The sequence below is a fragment of the Streptomyces cavernicola genome (assembly GCF_029968035.1).
In the GTDB taxonomy this organism is placed as follows: Bacteria; Actinomycetota; Actinomycetes; order Streptomycetales; family Streptomycetaceae; genus Streptomyces; species Streptomyces cavernicola.
In genome coordinates this window covers 35,300-51,927 of record NZ_JASCIQ010000024.1, presented here as the reverse complement: position 1 = coordinate 51,927, position 16,628 = coordinate 35,300, and the positions used below count along the sequence as shown (strand labels likewise).

Below are 16,628 nucleotides of genomic sequence, written 5' to 3'. Positions count from 1 at the left end.
CCCGGGCTGTCACTCCCAGGCGCCGCGCTCCTTCAGGACCTCGACAAGGGTCCCGAGATGATCGGTCATGATGCCATCGACTCCGAGGTCCAGGAGCGCCGCCATCCGTTCCCGGTCGTTCACGGTCCATACGTGCACCTGGAGTCCCAGGGCGTGCGCGGTCCGTACGAAGCGGTGGTCCACCACCCGCACCCCGGACTGCACTTCGGGCACCTGCGCGGCCACCGCGGAACGGCGCAGCGCGGCGGGTATCCCGTACGAGCGCAGCCGCAGGGCGGCGACGCCGCGGGTGCCGAGGGAGGTCGCGAGGCGGGGGCCGGCCAGCTGTTGCGCGCGGGCCACGCGGGACTCGGAGAACGAGCCGACGCAGACCCGGTCCCACGCGCGCGTGCGGCGGATCAGGTCGACGAGCGGCCGGAGCGCGGGCTCGGCCTTGATGTCGACGTTCCAGCAGGCCTCGGGGAACTCTTCGAGCAGGTCCTCGAAGAGGGGGACGGGTTCGCTGCCCGCCACGCGCGCGTGCTGCATTTCCGCCCACTTATAGGTGCTGATTCTGCCGCCGCTGTCGGTGACCCGGTCCAGGGTCGCGTCGTGGAAGGCGACGAGCTTCCCGTCGGCCGTCGCGTGGACGTCGGTCTCCAGATAGCGGTAGCCGGAGTCGACGGCGCGGCGGAAGGCGACCGCGGTGTTCTCCAGGCCGTCCGCCGTGCCGCCCCGGTGGGCGAAGGCGATCGGGGCGGGGGCGTCGAGGTAGGGGTGCCGGGGGCGCGGCGGGACGGTGCTCACCGTCGCAGTATCGCCCGCTTCGGTTGCGAGCCGGCGACCACGGTGCTGACGCCGTCCGCCGCGGGGATGGCGAAGACGCGCAGGAACAGCTGGGCGAGCGGGCCGATGGAGAGGGCGTAGAGCACGGTGCCGACGCCGACGGTGCCGCCGAGCAGGAAGCCGACGGCCACCACGGCGATCTCGATCGCGGTGCGCATCAGCCGGATCGAGCGGCCCGTGACCTGGTTGAGGCCGGTCATCAGGCCGTCGCGCGGACCGGGCCCGAAGCGCGCCGAGATGTAGAGCCCGGTCGCGGCGCCGTTCAGGACGATGCCGCCGACGAGCAGCGGGATGCGTACGGCCAGGGCGTGCGCGTCCGGGACCAGGGCCAGGGTGCCGTCCATGGCGAGGCCGACCACGAACACGTTGGAGATCGTGCCGAGGCCGGGCTTCTGCCTGAGCGGGATCCACATCAGGAGCACCGCGGCGCCCACGATGATCGAGACGACGCCGATGGTCAGGCCGGTCAGCTCGGCGAGGCCCTGGTGGAGGACGTTCCAGGGTTCGAGCCCGAGGCCGGCGCGGACGAGCAGTGCTGAGCTCGCGCCGTACAGCGCGAGCCCGACGTACAACTGCACGATGCGGCGCGGCAGTTGGGCGCTGCGCGCGCTGGGTGTCTCGGACAAGATCTGCTCCCGTGGGTTCTGCTGGATGGACGGATGTGGTGCCAGTTGCCTGACCCATGACACTCTGTGGCCTGTCAGGCAGAGCCAACCATGGCCAATTCGGGGAAGGTGGACTGGTCGCGATGGCGCAGTGGACTTCAGCGGTGGGGTCCGGGCAGCTGGCCCGGCTGATCGGCTCGCAGCAGGAGCGCCCGGCGGGCCCCGGCCGCCGCCCGCCCGCCTACCGTGCGCTCGCCGACGGCATCCGGCTGCTCGTCCTGGAAGGCCGCGTGCCCGTGGCCGCCCGGCTGCCCGCCGAGCGCGAGCTGGCCCTCTCCCTGAACGTCAGCCGCACCACCGTCGCCGCCGCCTATGAGGCGCTGCGCGGCGAGGGCTTCCTGGAGTCCCGCCGGGGCGCGGGCAGCTGGACCGCCGTGCCGGCCGGGAACCCGCTGCCCGCGCGCGGCCTCGAACCGCTCCCGCCCGAGGCGCTCGGCTCCATGATTGACCTGGGCTGCGCGGCGCTGCCCGCCCCCGAGCCCTGGCTCACCCGCGCCGTGCAGGGCGCCCTGGAGGAGCTGCCGCCGTACGCGCACACGCACGGCGACTACCCGGCCGGTCTTCCCGCGCTGCGCGAGATGATCGCCGACCGGTACACCGCGCGCGGCATCCCCACCATGCCCGAGCAGATCATGGTCACCACCGGGGCGATGGGCGCGATCGACGCGATCTGCCACCTCTTCGCCGGCCGCGGCGAGCGCATCGCCGTGGAGTCCCCGTCGTACGCGAACATCCTGCAGCTGATGCGGGAGGCGGGCGCGCGCCTCGTGCCCGTCGCCATGGCCGAGGGGCTGAGCGGCTGGGACATGGACCGCTGGCGGCAGGTCCTGCGCGACTCCGCGCCGCGACTCGCGTACGTCGTCGCCGACTTCCACAATCCCACCGGCGCGCTGCCCGACGACGCGCAGCGGCGCGGCCTGGTCGAGGCGGCGCGCTCGGCGGGCACGGTGCTCGTCGCCGACGAGACGATGTCGGAGCTGTGGCTCGACGACGACCTCGAACTCCCGCGCCCCGTCTGCGCCTTCGACCCGGGCGGCGCCACCGTCATCACGGTCGGCTCGGCCAGCAAGGCGTTCTGGGCGGGCATGCGGATCGGCTGGGTGCGGGCCGCCCCCGACGTGATCCGCAGCCTGGTCTCGGCGCGTGCGTACGCGGACCTGGGCACGCCTGTCCTGGAACAGCTCGCCGTCAACTGGCTGATGAGCACGGGCGGTTGGGAGGAGGCGGTCGACGTCCGGCGGCTGCAGGCCCGGGAGAACCGCGACGCCCTGGTGGCCGCTGTCCGACGCGAGCTGCCGGACTGGGAGTTCGAGGTGCCGAGCGGTGGACTCACGCTGTGGGTGCGGGCCGGCGGCCTCTCCGGCTCGCGCCTGGCCGAGCTCGGCGAACGGGTCGGCGTCCGTGTGCCCTCGGGGCCGCGCTTCGGGGTCGACGGGGCTTTCGAGGGGTACGTGCGGTTGCCGTTCACCGTGGGCGGTGCGGTGGCCGAGGAGGCTGCGGTGCGGCTGGCGGCGGCGGCGCGTCTGGTGGCTTCGGGGGCGGGGACGGGGGCGGAGGCGCCGCGGACGTTTGTGGCGTGAGGGTGGGGCGGGGCCTGGGTTTTCCCCTCCCCGCCCCTTCCCGAAAGCCCTGCGGACAGCTCCTGGGGGCTGCGCCCCGCGGACCCCCTCCCCGGGGCCTTTTCGGCTGCCGCGCCGCGGTGGCTGGTCGCGCAGTTCCCCGCGCCCCTTCAGGGCCGGCCCCAGCGGGCTAGCCCTCCGCCGCCACCGGCTCCGGCTCGGTCGGGTGGACGCGGTCGGGGAGCAGGTCGAGGACCGCCCTGCGGTGGGAGTCGCTCGTCGCGTCGTCGTACGGGTCGGGGGTGGCCGGGACCTGGAGGCGGTGGACCGGGCCCGAGCCGAGGCGGGCGTAGCCGCGGCCCGGCGGGACGTCGGGGGTGGGCGTCGTGCACGGTGCGAGGCCGAGCACCTCGGCCAGCTGGGCGGGGCTCGCCGGGCCGAGCGCGACGCGGGCCCGGGTGTGCTGGCGTACCGGTTCGGCGAGTGCGTCGAGGCAGTCGAACTGCTCGGCCACGACGACCGTCACGGCGGCCACCCGGCCGTGCCGCAGCGGCACCTGGAGGAGCGACTGCGGGTCGCCGACGCCGTCCGCCGCGGCCAGGTGGCCGAGCGCGGACGGCCGGTCGAGCAGGATCCACAGCGGGCGCTTGCAGTCCTCGGGCGTGGGCAGGCCCGCCTGCCGGGCGCGGTTGGCGGCGATCAGCCGGCGCTCCGTCTCGTTGGCGGCCCATTCGAGCGTCGCGTGCGCCCCGGCCAGGCCGCACTCCACGGCGAGGACGCCGGCCCGGCCCACCAGGCACGCGTACTCTCCCGTGCCGCTGCCCTCCACGATCACCACGTCGCCGTCCTGCAGCGCCTGCACGGCGATCGAGCGGAGCAGCGAGGTGGTGCCGCTGCCGGGCTGGCCGACGGCGAGCAGGTGCGGCTCGGTGGAGCGGATGCCGGTGCGCCACACCACGGGCGGTACGTCCCGCTGCTCCTGCCCGCCGTCCGTCACGGGCAGGGTGCGCTGCACGGAGGTCCCGTCGGTGAAGCCGAGGACGGTCTCGCCGGGCGAGGTGACGAAGCGCTGCACGGCGATGTCGGTGGGCAGCGGGTCGAGGACGGTCAACGTGAGCTGGTTGCCCTCCTCGTCCCAGCCGAAGCGGTACTCGCGGCCGCGGCCCGACTTGGCGTGCAGCAACTGCTCGATCCGGGCGCGGGCGGCGGCCTCGCCGTCGGCGAAGTAGGCGGGGTAGCGCACGACGAGCCGGGTGAGCCGGTTGTCGTCGTCGAAGTCGTAGCCGCCGAAGGCCTTCTCCCAGTCGCCGCCGTGTGCGTACAGCGGGCTCGGGTCCTCGGCCACGGAGAAGTAGGGGACGAGCGCTTCGTACAGCGAGCGCAGTCGCTCGACCTGGGTCTCGTCGCGGCCGGTCTGCACGGGGGTGCGGTCGCGGCCGTGCCATGCGGCCGCCGCCATCAGCGTGACCAGGCCGAGCAGCGGCCCGTACGGGATGAGGGCCACGACGAGGATCACGGCGGCGGTGAAGAACAGCAGCGGGCCGCGACGGTCCTTGGGGGTCTCGGTCCATTTGCGCCGCCCGGCGGTTGCGAGGCGGCGCAGGCCCCTGGTGATCGTGATCAGGGGGTGGAGGACGTCGGTGGCGCTGTCGGCGGCCGTCCTGGCGAGCTCTCTGCTGCGAGCGAGAGAAGCGGTGCCGCTGGTGAGGATGCGGGGGAGTGGTCGCCTGGCCACGTCGGTCTCCTGGAGTTGTCGCGCGGGGTGGGCCGGAAGGTCAGAACTTGATCCCGCCGAGCAGGCTGGCCAGGCTCTGGCCGCCGGCCTTGATGCTCGGGGCGATGGCGGTGCCCGCGAGGTAGAAGCCGAACAGGGCGCAGACCAGAGCGTGGGACGCCTTCAGTCCGTCCTTGCGGAAGAACAGAAAGACGATGATGCCGAGCAGCACTACGCCCGAGATAGACAGGATCATGACGGTTTCTCCTGGTTGATGTGGGGACAGTCACCATGAGTTCTTCCAGGCTCACAGCATGTATCCATACGACAAAAGCTGCAAACGGATGAAATTTCGCCGATTTCCCCAATCTGGCTCTGTGTTCTGAGCCGCTCGGGCGTCCCCGGCCGACCCGCCGGAGCCGCGGTGATCTTCGCCTCGGACACGCGCGGTCATGTGCCGACAGGGGCAGTACGCTGGCGATTCACTCGTACGGCCCACCTCGCGGCCGACCCACTGCTCACTGCGAAAGGCGGTCCTGCCGATGACTGAAGCCCCCGATCCGGAGGTCGTGGAGCTCGCCACGAAGATCTTCGATCTCGCGCGGCAGGGCGAGACGGAGGCGCTCGCCGCCTACGTCGACGCCGGCGTCCCGGTGAACCTCACCAACGACCGCGGCGACTCCCTCGTGATGCTCGCCGCCTACCACGGGCACGCCGACGCGGTCCGTGCCCTCCTCACGCGCGGCGCCGACGCGGGCCGGGTCAACGACCGCGGCCAGACCCCGCTCGCCGGCGCGGTCTTCAAGGGCGAGGACGAGGTGATCAAGGCCCTCCTCGAAGGCGGCGCCGACCCGTCCGCGGGGACCCCGTCCGCCGTGGACACGGCGCGGATGTTCGGCAAGGCGGAACTGCTCGAGCTCTTCGACGCGCAGTGACCCGGCACGTCACCGCGAGGTGACGGGGGCGGTCCGCGAGCAGCCGGAAATCTGGTCGCGGCCGCCGAAGCCGCTGGTCCATCATGACGTCGTGGTTCACGGACACGACTGCTGGGCAGACGCTGCAGCACGCGGGCCGTGACGGCCCATACCCGGGCCACGACGAGAGGCAGAGGAAAATGGTCTACGACAAGCAAGAGACGACGGGCAGCCGCACGTGTTGTTGCGCCGGCAGGTAATGCGCGATCCCCTGTTGCGTCGACAGCTTGATGTGAGGCTTTTTCCATGTTCGACACGGTCATAGCGCCCAGTGGCACTCTGCTCGGCCTGCTCCAGCGGGGCCGCGGCGACGGCACGCTGCACGCGCTCACGGCACCCCGCTCCGAGGCCCTCGCGGCTCTCGACAGTTGCGTCCTGAGCGACCCGCGGCACGACTGGCAGGTCGAGAACCGCTCCCTGTACTACGCCCGTCTCTACCTCGACCTGCACGGCGAGCTGGACGGCATCGAGCGGCACCTCTTCAGCGCGGCGGACGTCCTGGACACCGACGAGACCCGCACGGGCCTCGCCCTCGCGGTCCTCGGCCACCTCGCCTCGTACGGCAGGCAGGACGCGCTGCAGCTCCTGCGGCGGTACGCGGCCTCCGGCAGCAACTGGACCTGGGCCCTGGACGAGCTGGCCGTGCGCGACGACGACGACGCCCTGCGCGCCCTCGCCGAACCCGTCCTCGCCCGCTTCCCGCGCACCCCCGAGGGCGAGGCCGAACTCGCCGCCGCCGTGCGCGACGCCTTCGAGCCCCGGCCCTGGCGGCTCTGGACCGAGGACGGCACCCGCGCCGACCTCGCCGAACGGGTGCGCGCCGCCCAGGAGCAGGGCTCCTTCGCCCAGTGGCAGCGGCAGCTCAACTCCTCGGGCCCACGCCCCGGTTGGAGCGTACGAGCCGTCTTCGACTGGGCCGACGAGGCCATCGGCCGCGGCGCCGGACTGCATGTGTCCGCCGCCCGCTGCCTCAGCGCCGTCGCCGGGCCCGAGGACCGGGACGAGATCCTCCTCGCCGCACGGGCCGGCAGCGACGGCGCCCGCAGCACCTCCCTGCGCTACCTCGCCGACGCCCAGGACCCGCGCGTGCTCGACCTGATCGCCGCCGCCGTGGGCGACGGCTCGCGGACCGTCGTCGAAGCCGCCGTCGACGCCTTCGAGCGGATGCGCGGCGACGACGCCCTGCGCCAGGCCCGCGCCTGGGCCGGCCGGGCCGACGAGCTCGGCGCCGCCGCCGGCCGCGTCCTCGCCTGCAGAGGCGGCGCGGCCGACGCCGACCTGGTGCTCGGCGCGCTGCGCGAGGCCGTGCGCTCCGAGGGCCCCGACGCCTGCACGCTCTGGACCCTCGTCGACGGCGCCGGACGGCTCGGCATCGCCTGCGCCGCCCCCGTGTTGCGCCACGTCTACCGCGAGACGGCCTCGTCGCATCTGCGCGGCCGGGCCGCCCGCGCCCTCGCCGCCACCGACCCGACGTACGCCGCGGGCTTCGCCGTCGAGTGCCTCTGGGACTGCGAGGAGTCCACCCGCGAGGTCGCCGCGCGCACCGCCGAGACCGGTGACTCCCGCGTCGTCGACCAGCTCCGCAGACTCGCCGCCGACCCGGCCGAGGAGGACGAGGTCCAGACGGCCGTACGCAGCCGGATCGGGCCCGACGCCTCCGCCGTCTGACCGGAGTTCAGGGGCCGGACCCCTGGGCGACGACTGCCGGGCCCTGCAAGGGCCCGGAACGCTCATGGGACGTTCCGCGGGCGGAAAGATCCATGTCGACGCGGCCACGCCGCGGGCGACGACAACACCGGTATGCGTGTAGTCATCGTCACCGAGTCCTTCCCTCCCGACGTCAACGGCGTGGCCCACTGCACCGCGCAGACCGTCCGCCATCTGCTGCGACGCGGCCACGAGCCGCTCGTCGTCGCCCCCGCCGCGCCCGGCGCGCCGCCCGATGCCGACGGGCCCTGTCCGGTGCTTCGCATCCGCTCGCTGCCGCTGCCCGGCTATCCGCAGGTGCGAGTGGCGCTGCCGAGCCGCCGCGTCGCCGCCGCACTCGCCGCCCATCGGGCCCAACTCGTCCATCTGGCCAGTCCGTTCGTGCTCGGCGCGCGCGGCATGGCGGCCGCCGCCCGGCTCGGCGTCCCCGCCGTCGCCGTCTACCAGACCGACCTCGCCGGGTACGCCCGGATGTACGTCGGCGCCGGCGAGGCCACGGCCTGGCGGCGCATCCGTACGGTGCACCGCGCCGCCGACCGCACCCTCGCCCCGTCCACCGCGGCCCGCGACGAGCTGACCCGGCACGGCGTCCCGCGCGTACACCTGTGGCCGCGCGGCGTGGACACCGCGCGCTTCCGGCCCGCACACGCCGACCCGACGCTGCGCCGCAGGCTCGCGCCGGACGGCGAGCTGATCGTCGGGTACGTGGGGCGGCTCGCGCCCGAGAAGCGCGTGGACCTGCTCGCCGGGGTCTGCGGCCTCGCCGGGGTCCGCGTGGTCGTCGTCGGGGACGGGCCGAGCGAGCCCGCGCTGCGCGCCGCCCTGCCCGGCGCGGTGTTCCTCGGCCGCCGCACCGGCGACGAACTCGCCCGGATCTTCGCCTCGTTGGACCTCTTCGTGCACACCGGGCCGTACGAAACGTTCTGCCAGACCGTCCAGGAGGCCATGGCCAGCGGCGTGCCCGTCGTCGCGCCCGCCGCCGGTGGGCCGCTCGACCTGGTGCAGCCCGGCAGCACCGGGCTCCTCGTACCGCCGGACGACGCGGCCGCCGTGCGCGACGCGGTGTGGGCCCTGACGGCCGACCCGGCGCTGCGCGCGGCGTACGGCAGGGCCGGGCGCGCCGCCGTCGAGGGGCGCACCTGGGAGGCGGTCGGGGACCGGCTCATCGACCACTACGGGGCCGTGCTCGACGGGCGTACGGCGGGTGCTCCCGTGCTCCGGGGAGAGCTGCGGCGAGAGAGGGGCGCGGCATGAGTCTGCGCATCGTGCGGCTTGCGAACTTCGTCACTCCCGGGTCCGGTGGACTGCGCACCGCGCTGCGGGAGTTGGGCGCCGGGTACCTGGCCGCCGGGCACGAGCCCGTGCTCGTCGTGCCGGGGGAGCGGCACGAGGAGCGGGAGACGGGGCAGGGCCTCGTCGTCACCCTGCCCGGACCGGTCCTTCCGGGCAGCGGGGGCTACCGGGTGCTCGCCGACCGGGCCCGCCTTCGGCGGCTGCTCGACGACCTCGCGCCTGACCGCATAGAGGTGTCCGACCGCACCACGCTGCGCTGGACCGGCGAGTGGGCGCGGCGGGCGCGGGTGCCCGCCGTGATGGTCTCCCACGAGACCGCCGACGGCGTCCTGCGCACCTGGGGCGTTCCCGCGGCCCCGGCACGGCGCATCGCCGACTCCCTCAACTCCCGTACGGCACACGCCTACGCGCGCGTGGTGTGCACCACCGCGTGGGCCGAGCGGGAGTTCCGGCGCATCGGCGCCCGCAATGTCGTACGGGCACCCCTCGGCGTCGACCTCGCGCGCTGCCGGCCGCAGCTGTGGGACGCGGGCGTACGGGAGCGGCACGCGCGCGTGGAGGAGGTTTTGCTCGTCCTGTGCTCGCGGCTCTCGGTGGAGAAGCGGCCGGGGGTCGCGCTCGACTGCCTGGAGGAGCTGGGGGAGCGCGGGGTGCGGGCGCGGCTCGTGGTGGCCGGGGACGGGCCGCTGCGCGGGCGCCTCGAACGACGGGCGCACGCGCGTGCGTTGCCCGTGACCTTCCTGGGGCATGTCGCCGACCGCGCGGAGCTCGCCGCGCTGCAGGCCACGGCCGACGTGTGCCTGGCGCCGGGGCCCGCGGAGACCTTCGGCCTCGCGGCCCTCGAGGCGCTGGCGTGCGGGACTCCGGTGGTGGTCAGCGCGGTGTCGGCGCTGCCGGAGGTCGTGGGGGTGGAGGTCGTCGGGGTGGACGGGGCCGACGGCGCGGGCTCCGGTGGGGGTTCGGCCGAGGCGGGGGCCGCCGCGCTCGGAGGCGCGGGGTTCGCCGACGCCGTGCAGGCGCTGCTCGACCGGCCCGAGGGGGAGCGTCGCCGGGCCGCACGCGCGCGTGCGGAGGTTTTCGGCTGGGACCGGTCGGTGGCGGCCTTCCTGGCGGCGCACGACGCCCCGGCGGTGGCGCGTGTACCGGACGGTCGGGAGTGGCCGGCGGCCGAGGTGTCCGCGGACGTGCGGGTCGGGGCGAGGGGTGCGGTGTGAGCGGCATCGGGAAAGGCGCTGGGAACGGGGATGGGAACGGAGGGCGTGCTGTGAGCGGGGGCGGCGCGGTCCGGTTTGCGGCGCTCGGGGACTCCCTCACCGAGGGCGTGGGCGATCCGGCCGCGGACGGCGAGGGCCGGCGCGGCTGGGCGGCGCTGCTCGCGGAGGGCCTCGCGCCCCCTGAAGTGCCGGTGGAATTCGGCAACTTCGCGGTGAGCGGCGCCCAGACCCGGGACGTGTGGCGGCACCAGACCCCGCAGGCCCTCGCCTTCGGGCCCGACCTCGTCTCCGTCGTCGTGGGCGTCAACGACACCCTGCGCTGCACCTTCGACATCCACCGGGTCGCCGCCCGCCTCGACCGGGTCTACAGGGCGTTCGCGGAGCGCGGCGCCGTGCTGCTCACCGCCTGCCTGCCGGACCCGGGCGCGCTGCTCGGCCTGCCGGGTGCCGTGGCCCGCCCGCTGGCCCGTCGCCAGCGCGCCGTCAACACCGTCGTGCACGCGCTGTCCGAGCGGTACGGGGCGGTCCACGTGCACGCGGCCGACGGGGCGTGGATCGCCGACCGGGCGATGTGGAGCGCGGACCGGCTGCACCCCGGCGAGGCCGGGCACCGTGCGCTCGCCGTACGGTTCCACGCCCAACTAGCCCTTGCAGGGCGGGAGGTGGGGCCCGCGCCCTCGCCGGAGGCGGAGCGGCCGCCGCCGTCGCGCACGGCCTCCCTCGCCTGGCTGGCCACGGCCGGTACGGGCTGGGTGCTGCGCCGCTGCACGGACCTGCTCCCGCAGCTGGCCGCGCTCGCCGCCGACGAGGTACGGCACGGCCTGCGCGGCACGGCGGCACGCCTCGACCTGCGGGCTTCGACGGCGGCTTCGGCTGCGCTGGCCTCGGTGGGGGTGGCCTCGGCGGGGGTGGAAGCTGGAGCGGGCGTGGGGAACGGAATGTTCAACTCCGGGTCGCTTCACGTATGCCGGAAAGGGGCCTGACTGCCGCGATTGCGCCCGTATGTACGCCGACGTGAACAGACGACTTTTCGCCATATCCCTTGCTGCCGCTGTGCTCGGTACGACTGGTGTCGGAATCGCCGCCACTGCTTCCGCCACCGCCTCGGCCTCGCCCGAGAGCGCCACTCGCGGCGTCACCGAGCGGGCCGCTGCCGCCCAGGCCGCCGAGGGCCGACCGTTGGACATCCTGCTGACCAACGACGACGGCTGGATCGGCGAGGGCGGCTCCGAGACGCCGCTGATCGTCGCCCTGCGCGACGCGCTTCGGAAGGAGGGCCACCACGTGACCGTGGTGGCCGCGGGCACCAACCAGACCGGTCAGGGTGGCCGGATCTCGCTGCCGCCGAACAAGCTGACCGTCGCCAACCCGGAGAAGGACGTGTACACGGTGACCCCCGGGTCGCCGTCGGACAGCGTCTACTTCGGCATGGACGAGATCTTCGCCGACAAGAAGCCCGACCTGGTCGTCTCCGGCATCAACCCCGGCAACAACCTCGGTCAGGCCGTCGCCCACTCGGGCACGTTCAACGCCGCCTCGGCCGCCCTGGAGTTCGGCGTTCCGTCGATCGCCGTCAGCCAGGACGAGCCGAAGGGCTGGGCGGAGGGCGGCGAGCTCGCGGGCGAGCAGTCCGCGCAGTACGTCGTCGACCTGGTCGCGAAGGTCCAGAACCGCGCGGGCGACGGTCCGCTGATGCCGAAGGGCGCGGGCCTCAACGTCAACCTGCCCGTGCGCCCGGGGCCCGTCGACCCCGCGACCGGCAAGCCCGGCTCCGTGCTGCCGCCCAAGGGCAGCAAGGTCACCACCCTGGACACCGGCAGCTGGATCGACTTCGACTACAAGTCGGGCGATGCGGGGGCGGACAAGGCCGGCACGTACGAGATCGGCCTGGCCCCCACAGGCCAGCAGGCGGCTGAGGGCACCGACACCCGCGCGGTGCAGGACGGCTACGCCGCCGTGCACCCCTTCGAGGCCGACCGCGACGTGGACGCGAGCACAGTGCGCTGGGCAGGCGGCCTGCTCTAGCCAGTGGTCGGTTCTGGCCGGTGGTCGGTTCTGGCCGGTGGTCTGCTCCAGCCGGTGGTCTGTTCTAGAGCACGAATCGCAACGGAGTCCCCGGTACCGCCTGCGCGGCCGCCCACAGGTCCGCCTCCCGCACCACCGCCACGACGGGGTAGCCGCCCGTCGTCGGGTGGTCCGCGAGGAACACCACGGGGCGGCCGTCCGGCGGGACCTGGACCGCGCCCGACACCAGGCCCTCGCTGGGGAGTTCACCTGTGATCGCCCGCTCCAGTGCGGGGCCCTCGGTGCGCAGCCCGATGCGGTTGCTCGCGGGGGAGACCCGGTACGCGCGCGTGGTGAGGGTTTTCAGCGACTGCGGTGTGCACCAGTCGGCGCGCGGGCCGAGCGTCACCCTGAGGACGAGCTCCGCGGGCGGCGCCGGTTGCGGGGCGGTGTCCACGCGCGCGTGGCGGCCGGTTTCCGCGCCGAGCGGCAGCACCGCACCGTCGGCCAGGTGCGCGGGCCCGAGCCCCGACAACAGGTCGGTGGAGCGGCTGCCGAGCACCGGCTCCGTCGCGATGCCCCCGCCCAGGGCCACGTACGAGCGCACGCCCGCGACCGCCGCCCCCACGTCGAGCAGCGCGCCCGCAGGGACGCGTACGGGCGCTCCCCAGGCGACCGGCCGCCCGTCGACCGTGACCGGGCAGGGCGCGCCCGTCACCGCGGCCGTGACGTTGCGGCGCGGGCGCAGGGCGCAGCCGCTCAGGGTGGTCTCCAGGACGGCGGCCGAATCGGCGTTGCCCACAAGGCGGTTGGCGAGCCGGGCGGCCGGCTGGTCGAGGGCGCCGGAGCGGGGCACCCCGAGGTGGGCGTGCCCGGCGCGGCCCAGGTCCTGCACGGTGGTCAGGGCCCCGGAGCGGAACACGGCGAAGGCGCTGTCCGTCATGAGCGCACCGCCGGACCCGCCGGCACGAACCGCACGCGCGTGCCGGGGGACAGCAGAGCGGCAGGCACGCGCGCGTGGTCCCACAGAACCGCGTCCGTGCTGCCGATCAGCTGCCAGCCGCCCGGCGACGACCGCGGGTACACCCCGGTGTACGGGCCCGCCAGCGCGACGGACCCCGCGGGCACCGACGTACGGGGGGTGGCCCTGCGAGGCACCGCGTACCGCTCCGGCAGCCCCGTGAGGTAGCCGAAGCCGGGCGCGAACCCGCAGAAGGCGACCCGGAATTCGGCCTCCGCGTGGATCCGGGCCACCTCGTCCACGGCGACGCCCCACAGCGCCGCCACGTCCGCCAGGTCGGGCCCGTCGTAGCGCACGGGGAGTTCGACGGTCTCCGGCGCGCGTGCGGGCACCGCGGGCACGTCCCAGGAGGGGAGGGCGGCGGCCAGCGCGCGGGGGTCGTCGACGCCGTCCAGGAGCACTGTGCGGGCCGCGGGCACGATCTCCCGTACGGGAGGCAGGTCGCCCGTCTCGCGGCGCTGCAGCAGAGCTGCGTGGAGGGCCTCCACGGCGGCCCCGGTGTCGAGTTCGACGAGGAGGGCGTGCTCGCCGACGAGCCGCACCGTCACCTCTGAAGCCCCTTCCCGCGCAGGGGAGTTCGGATCGTGCACCGCGCGTGTGCCGCTCATGAGAAGGGCCGTACGTCGACGCCGCCCGCCTCCAGGCGGGCGCGGACCTCGCGGGCGAGGGCCACCGCCCCCGGGGTGTCGCCGTGCAGGCACAGGGAGCGGGCGCCCACGTCGACCGGCCTCCCGGTGAGGGACGCGACCGAGCCGGTCGTGGCCAGGGCGAGGGAGCGGGCGACGACCTCGTCCGCGTCGGCGATCACCGCACCGGCACGCGCGCGTGGCACCAGGGTTCCCTCGTCGGTGTAGGCGCGGTCGGCGAACGCCTCGGTCACGGTGGGCAGTCCGGCCTTCTCCGCCATGTCGAGCAGGCGGGAGCCCGGCAGGCCGAGCAGCGGCAGCTGACCGCCCGCCAGGATCACACCGTCGACCACGGCCCCGGCCTGCTCCTCGTCGCGCACGACCCGGTTGTAGAGCGCGCCGTGCGGCTTCACGTACGCCACGCGCGTGCCGGCCGCCCTGGCGAACACCTCCAAGGCGCCGATCTGGTAAGCGACTTCGGCGCACAACTCGTCGGCGGGCACGTCCATCGCGCGCCGCCCGAAGCCCGCCAGGTCGCGGTAGGACACCTGCGCGCCGATGCGCACGTCCCGCTCCGCGGCGAGCTCGCACACCCGGCGCATGGTGGCGGCGTCCCCGGCGTGGAAGCCGCAGGCCACGTTGGCGCTGGTCACCACGGAGAGCAGCTGCTCGTCGTCGGTGAGCCGCCAGCGCCCGAAGCCCTCGCCGAGGTCGGCGTTGAGGTCGATGACTACCTGGCTCATGTGCGTACGTACGTCCTTGAAGGAGTGGGCTGGACAGGAAAACGGGCTCAACAGGGAGGGTTTTCATGGCGCTTCACAGCACCCGGTAGTGCTCGTCGCGGGCGTCCGTGATCAGCATCCGCCCCGGTGCGTGGGTGATCGCGAACGGCGGCCGGGAGGCCATGACCGCGGCCTGCGGGGTCACGCCGCAGGCCCAGAACACCGGGATCTCGTCCGGCCGTACGTCCACGGGGTCGCCGAAGTCCGGCCGGTCCAGGTCGGCGATGCCGAGCGCTGCGGGGTCGCCGCAGTGCACCGGGCTGCCGTGGAACGACGGGAAGAGTGCGGTCTCCCTGATCGCCGCGGAGAGCCGCTCGGGCGGCACCGGGCGCATCGAGACCACCGTGCGGCCGTGCAGCCGCCCAGCGGGCCGACAGGGGCGGTCCGTGTCGTACATGGGCACGTTCCGGCCCAGCTCGATGTGGCGCACCGGCACCCCGGCGGCGATCAGGGCCGCCTCGAACGTGAAGCTGCAGCCGAGCAGGAACGTCACCAGGTCCCCGCGCCAGTGCCCGGTGACCTCGTCCGGTTCGGCGACGAGCGCGCCGTGCTCCCACACGCGGTAGCCGGGCAGGTCCGTGCGCAGGTCGGCGCCGGGCGCGAGCTGGGTGGACCAGTCGCCGGCGTCGGTGACGTCGAGCACCGGGCAGGGCTTCGGGTTGCGCTGGCAGAACAGCAGCATGTCGTACGCCCAGTCCGCGGGGACCGAGATCAGGTTGGCCTGCGTGTGGCCGGGCGCGAGGCCCGCCGTGGGGGCGCTCTCTCCGGCCCGGAAACGGGCCCGTACCGCGCGTGGCCGCTGGTCGGCCGCGGTGCGGCTCACAACAGCTCCTTGCCGCGCGTCTCGGGCAGGCCGAGCAGGGCGAGGACGGCGATGCCGTAGGCGAGGGCGCCGAAGACCAGGGCGCCGCCGACGCCCCAGCTGTCGGCGAGGAAGCCCACCAGGGTGGGGAAAACCGCACCTATCCCGCGGCCCGCGTTGTAGGTGAAACCCTGCCCTGTGCCGCGTACCGCCGTCGGGTACAGCTCGCTGAGGAACGAGCCGAAGCCGCTGAAAATGGCCGACATACAGAAGCCGAGCGGGAAACTCACCACTAGAAGGGTGCCGTTGGCGCCTTCGGGGATCATCGAGAAGGACAGGATGCACACGGCGGAGAGGAACGCGAAGAGCGCGATGTTCTTCTTCCGGCCGAGCAGGTCCGTGAGGTAGCCGCCGGCCAGGTAGCCGATGAAGGCGCCCGAGATGAGCACGGCGAGATAGCCGCCGGTGCCGACGACGGAGAGGCCGCGCTCGGTCTTCAGATAGGTGGGGATCCAGGTGGACAGCGTGTAGTAGCCGCCCTGCACGCCTGTCGAGAGCAGCACCGCGAAGAGCGTGGTGCGCAGCATGCCCGGCTTGAAGATGGCGGCGAACGAGCCTTTCTCACGGCTCTGTTCACGCGCCTCGGCGGCCTCGGGGGCGTCCTTGACGTTGCGCCGTACGTAGATCACGAGCAGGGCGGGCAGGGCGCCGGTGAAGAACATCACGCGCCAGGCGAGGCCCTCGTCGAGGAATTGGAAGACCAGCGTGTAGACCACCACTGCGAGGGCCCAGCCGACCGCCCAGGCGCTCTGGATGGCGCCGAGGGTGCGGCCGCGGTGCTTGGCCGTCGCGTACTCGGCGACCAGGATCGCGCCGACCGCCCACTCGCCGCCGAAACCGAGCCCCTGAAGGGCGCGGAACAGCAGCAGCGTCTCGTAGTTGGGCGCGAAGCCGCACGCCACGGTGAACACCGCGTACGTGATCACCGTGAGCATCAGGGCCTTGACCCGGCCCACCCGGTCCGCGAGTACCCCGGCGAGGGCGCCGCCGACGGCCGAGACGACCAGCGTCACGGTGGTGAACAGGCCGGTCTGGCCGCTGTCCAGGGCGAAGTAGGCGGAGATCGCCACCATGCTCAGGGGCAGCGTGAAGTAGTCGTAGGAGTCGAGCGCGTAGCCGCCGAACGCGCCGCCGAAGGCGCGGCGTCCGCGCGGGCCGAGGGCACGCAGCCAGGCGAACGCGCCGCTGTCGTCGGCGGGCCGGCCGGGCCGGCCGGGCTGGTCGGTCGGCGGGCTGGGTTCGGCCTGGGCTGTGGGGTGGCCCTGAGGGGTCGTACTCATCCGGCACCTCGCTGGAGTGGGAGGAGGGCGCTTCACGGGTTCACGCTGGTGCGCGTTCCGAGCACCGTAGGGGATTGTTCAACAATCCCTCAATACCTGTGT

The 16,628-nt window shown here is 74.2% G+C and carries 16 protein-coding genes; 7 read left to right on the top strand and 9 right to left on the bottom strand.

From position 1 onward, the window contains the following. Positions 1 to 9 precede the first annotated feature (9 nt). The gene (locus QIS96_RS22430; RefSeq protein WP_282544488.1) at positions 10 to 786 is read right to left on the bottom strand and encodes a glycerophosphodiester phosphodiesterase; all 777 of its coding nucleotides are present in this window, start codon (positions 784 to 786) and stop codon (positions 10 to 12) included. Next, positions 783 to 1,451, bottom strand: a complete 669-nt coding sequence (yczE, locus tag QIS96_RS22425) for a membrane protein YczE (RefSeq protein WP_282544487.1) — start codon at positions 1,449 to 1,451, stop codon at positions 783 to 785. Before yczE ends, QIS96_RS22430 begins: the two co-directional genes overlap by 4 nt. Before the next feature lie 122 nt (positions 1,452 to 1,573). Here yczE and QIS96_RS22420 point away from each other — a divergent pair, with 122 nt between their 5' ends. Then, complete coding sequence (locus QIS96_RS22420; protein ID WP_282544486.1) at positions 1,574 to 3,070, top strand: SCO1417 family PLP biosynthesis transcription factor; 1,497 nt, start codon at positions 1,574 to 1,576, stop codon at positions 3,068 to 3,070. Positions 3,071 to 3,239: 169 nt separating this feature from the next. On the opposite strand, the gene QIS96_RS22415 is transcribed toward QIS96_RS22420, so the two are convergent. Both QIS96_RS22415 and QIS96_RS22410 read right to left on the bottom strand, forming a co-directional pair. Beyond that, a complete protein-coding gene (locus QIS96_RS22415; RefSeq protein ID WP_282544485.1) occupies positions 3,240 to 4,784 on the bottom strand; it encodes a hypothetical protein in 1,545 nt (514 codons plus the stop codon). 40 nt (positions 4,785 to 4,824) lie between these two features. Then, a complete protein-coding gene (locus QIS96_RS22410; RefSeq protein ID WP_266598445.1) occupies positions 4,825 to 5,019 on the bottom strand; it encodes a hypothetical protein in 195 nt (64 codons plus the stop codon). A 286-nt stretch (positions 5,020 to 5,305) separates the two neighbouring features. Between QIS96_RS22410 and QIS96_RS22405 the strand changes: the two genes are divergently transcribed. From QIS96_RS22405 to surE, 6 genes are all read left to right on the top strand, one after another. Next, positions 5,306 to 5,698 (top strand): ankyrin repeat domain-containing protein, encoded by a 393-nt coding sequence (locus QIS96_RS22405; RefSeq protein ID WP_282544484.1) that lies wholly within the window; start codon positions 5,306 to 5,308, stop codon positions 5,696 to 5,698. Positions 5,699 to 5,983: 285 nt separating this feature from the next. Then, entirely contained in the window at positions 5,984 to 7,405 is a 1,422-nt protein-coding gene (locus tag QIS96_RS22400) for a HEAT repeat domain-containing protein (protein ID WP_282544483.1), read from the top strand. A gap of 132 nt (positions 7,406 to 7,537) precedes the next feature. Next, on the top strand, positions 7,538 to 8,698 hold the full coding sequence (locus QIS96_RS22395; protein WP_282544482.1) for a glycosyltransferase family 4 protein: 1,161 nt from the start codon (positions 7,538 to 7,540) through the stop codon (positions 8,696 to 8,698). After that, positions 8,695 to 9,951, top strand: a complete 1,257-nt coding sequence (locus tag QIS96_RS22390) for a glycosyltransferase (RefSeq protein ID WP_282544481.1) — start codon at positions 8,695 to 8,697, stop codon at positions 9,949 to 9,951. The genes QIS96_RS22395 and QIS96_RS22390 overlap by 4 nt, the downstream gene beginning before the upstream one ends. Positions 9,952 to 10,001: 50 nt before the next feature. Continuing rightward, positions 10,002 to 10,934, top strand: coding sequence for an SGNH/GDSL hydrolase family protein (locus QIS96_RS22385; RefSeq protein WP_282544480.1), 933 nt, complete (start codon positions 10,002 to 10,004; stop codon positions 10,932 to 10,934). A gap of 31 nt (positions 10,935 to 10,965) precedes the next feature. Continuing rightward, complete coding sequence (gene surE, locus QIS96_RS22380; protein ID WP_282544479.1) at positions 10,966 to 11,976, top strand: 5'/3'-nucleotidase SurE; 1,011 nt, start codon at positions 10,966 to 10,968, stop codon at positions 11,974 to 11,976. A 64-nt stretch (positions 11,977 to 12,040) separates the two neighbouring features. Here surE and QIS96_RS22375 read toward each other — a convergent pair whose 3' ends face one another. The 5 genes from QIS96_RS22375 to QIS96_RS22355 form a co-directional block, all read right to left on the bottom strand. Next, a complete protein-coding gene (locus QIS96_RS22375) occupies positions 12,041 to 12,898 on the bottom strand; it encodes a 5-oxoprolinase subunit C family protein (protein ID WP_282544478.1) in 858 nt (285 codons plus the stop codon). After that, positions 12,895 to 13,584, bottom strand: coding sequence for a 5-oxoprolinase subunit PxpB (pxpB, locus tag QIS96_RS22370; RefSeq protein WP_282544477.1), 690 nt, complete (start codon positions 13,582 to 13,584; stop codon positions 12,895 to 12,897). The genes QIS96_RS22375 and pxpB overlap by 4 nt, the downstream gene beginning before the upstream one ends. Continuing rightward, positions 13,581 to 14,345 carry a LamB/YcsF family protein gene (locus tag QIS96_RS22365; protein ID WP_282544476.1) on the bottom strand — a complete coding sequence of 255 codons (765 nt, stop codon included), beginning with the start codon at positions 14,343 to 14,345 and terminating at the stop codon, positions 13,581 to 13,583. The genes pxpB and QIS96_RS22365 overlap by 4 nt, the downstream gene beginning before the upstream one ends. 73 nt (positions 14,346 to 14,418) lie before the next feature. Continuing rightward, positions 14,419 to 15,207 carry a putative hydro-lyase gene (locus tag QIS96_RS22360; protein WP_282544475.1) on the bottom strand — a complete coding sequence of 263 codons (789 nt, stop codon included), beginning with the start codon at positions 15,205 to 15,207 and terminating at the stop codon, positions 14,419 to 14,421. Next, positions 15,204 to 16,526, bottom strand: a complete 1,323-nt coding sequence (locus QIS96_RS22355) for an MFS transporter (RefSeq protein ID WP_282544474.1) — start codon at positions 16,524 to 16,526, stop codon at positions 15,204 to 15,206. The genes QIS96_RS22360 and QIS96_RS22355 overlap by 4 nt, the downstream gene beginning before the upstream one ends. Between the last annotated feature and the right edge of the window lie 102 nt (positions 16,527 to 16,628).

Bases quoted from the DNA above. Each gene is read 5' to 3' on its own strand.
- QIS96_RS22420 (WP_282544486.1), top strand. From the start codon at position 1,574: ATGGCGCAGTGGACTTCAGCGGTGGGGTCCGGGCAGCTGGCCCGGCTG.
- QIS96_RS22410 (WP_266598445.1), bottom strand. From the start codon at position 5,019: ATGATCCTGTCTATCTCGGGCGTAGTGCTGCTCGGCATCATCGTCTTT.
- QIS96_RS22405 (WP_282544484.1), top strand. From the start codon at position 5,306: ATGACTGAAGCCCCCGATCCGGAGGTCGTGGAGCTCGCCACGAAGATC.
- QIS96_RS22400 (WP_282544483.1), top strand. From the start codon at position 5,984: ATGTTCGACACGGTCATAGCGCCCAGTGGCACTCTGCTCGGCCTGCTC.
- QIS96_RS22395 (WP_282544482.1), top strand. From the start codon at position 7,538: ATGCGTGTAGTCATCGTCACCGAGTCCTTCCCTCCCGACGTCAACGGC.
- QIS96_RS22390 (WP_282544481.1), top strand. From the start codon at position 8,695: ATGAGTCTGCGCATCGTGCGGCTTGCGAACTTCGTCACTCCCGGGTCC.
- QIS96_RS22375 (WP_282544478.1), bottom strand. From the start codon at position 12,898: ATGACGGACAGCGCCTTCGCCGTGTTCCGCTCCGGGGCCCTGACCACC.
- pxpB (WP_282544477.1), bottom strand. From the start codon at position 13,584: ATGAGCGGCACACGCGCGGTGCACGATCCGAACTCCCCTGCGCGGGAA.
- QIS96_RS22365 (WP_282544476.1), bottom strand. From the start codon at position 14,345: ATGAGCCAGGTAGTCATCGACCTCAACGCCGACCTCGGCGAGGGCTTC.
- QIS96_RS22355 (WP_282544474.1), bottom strand. From the start codon at position 16,526: ATGAGTACGACCCCTCAGGGCCACCCCACAGCCCAGGCCGAACCCAGC.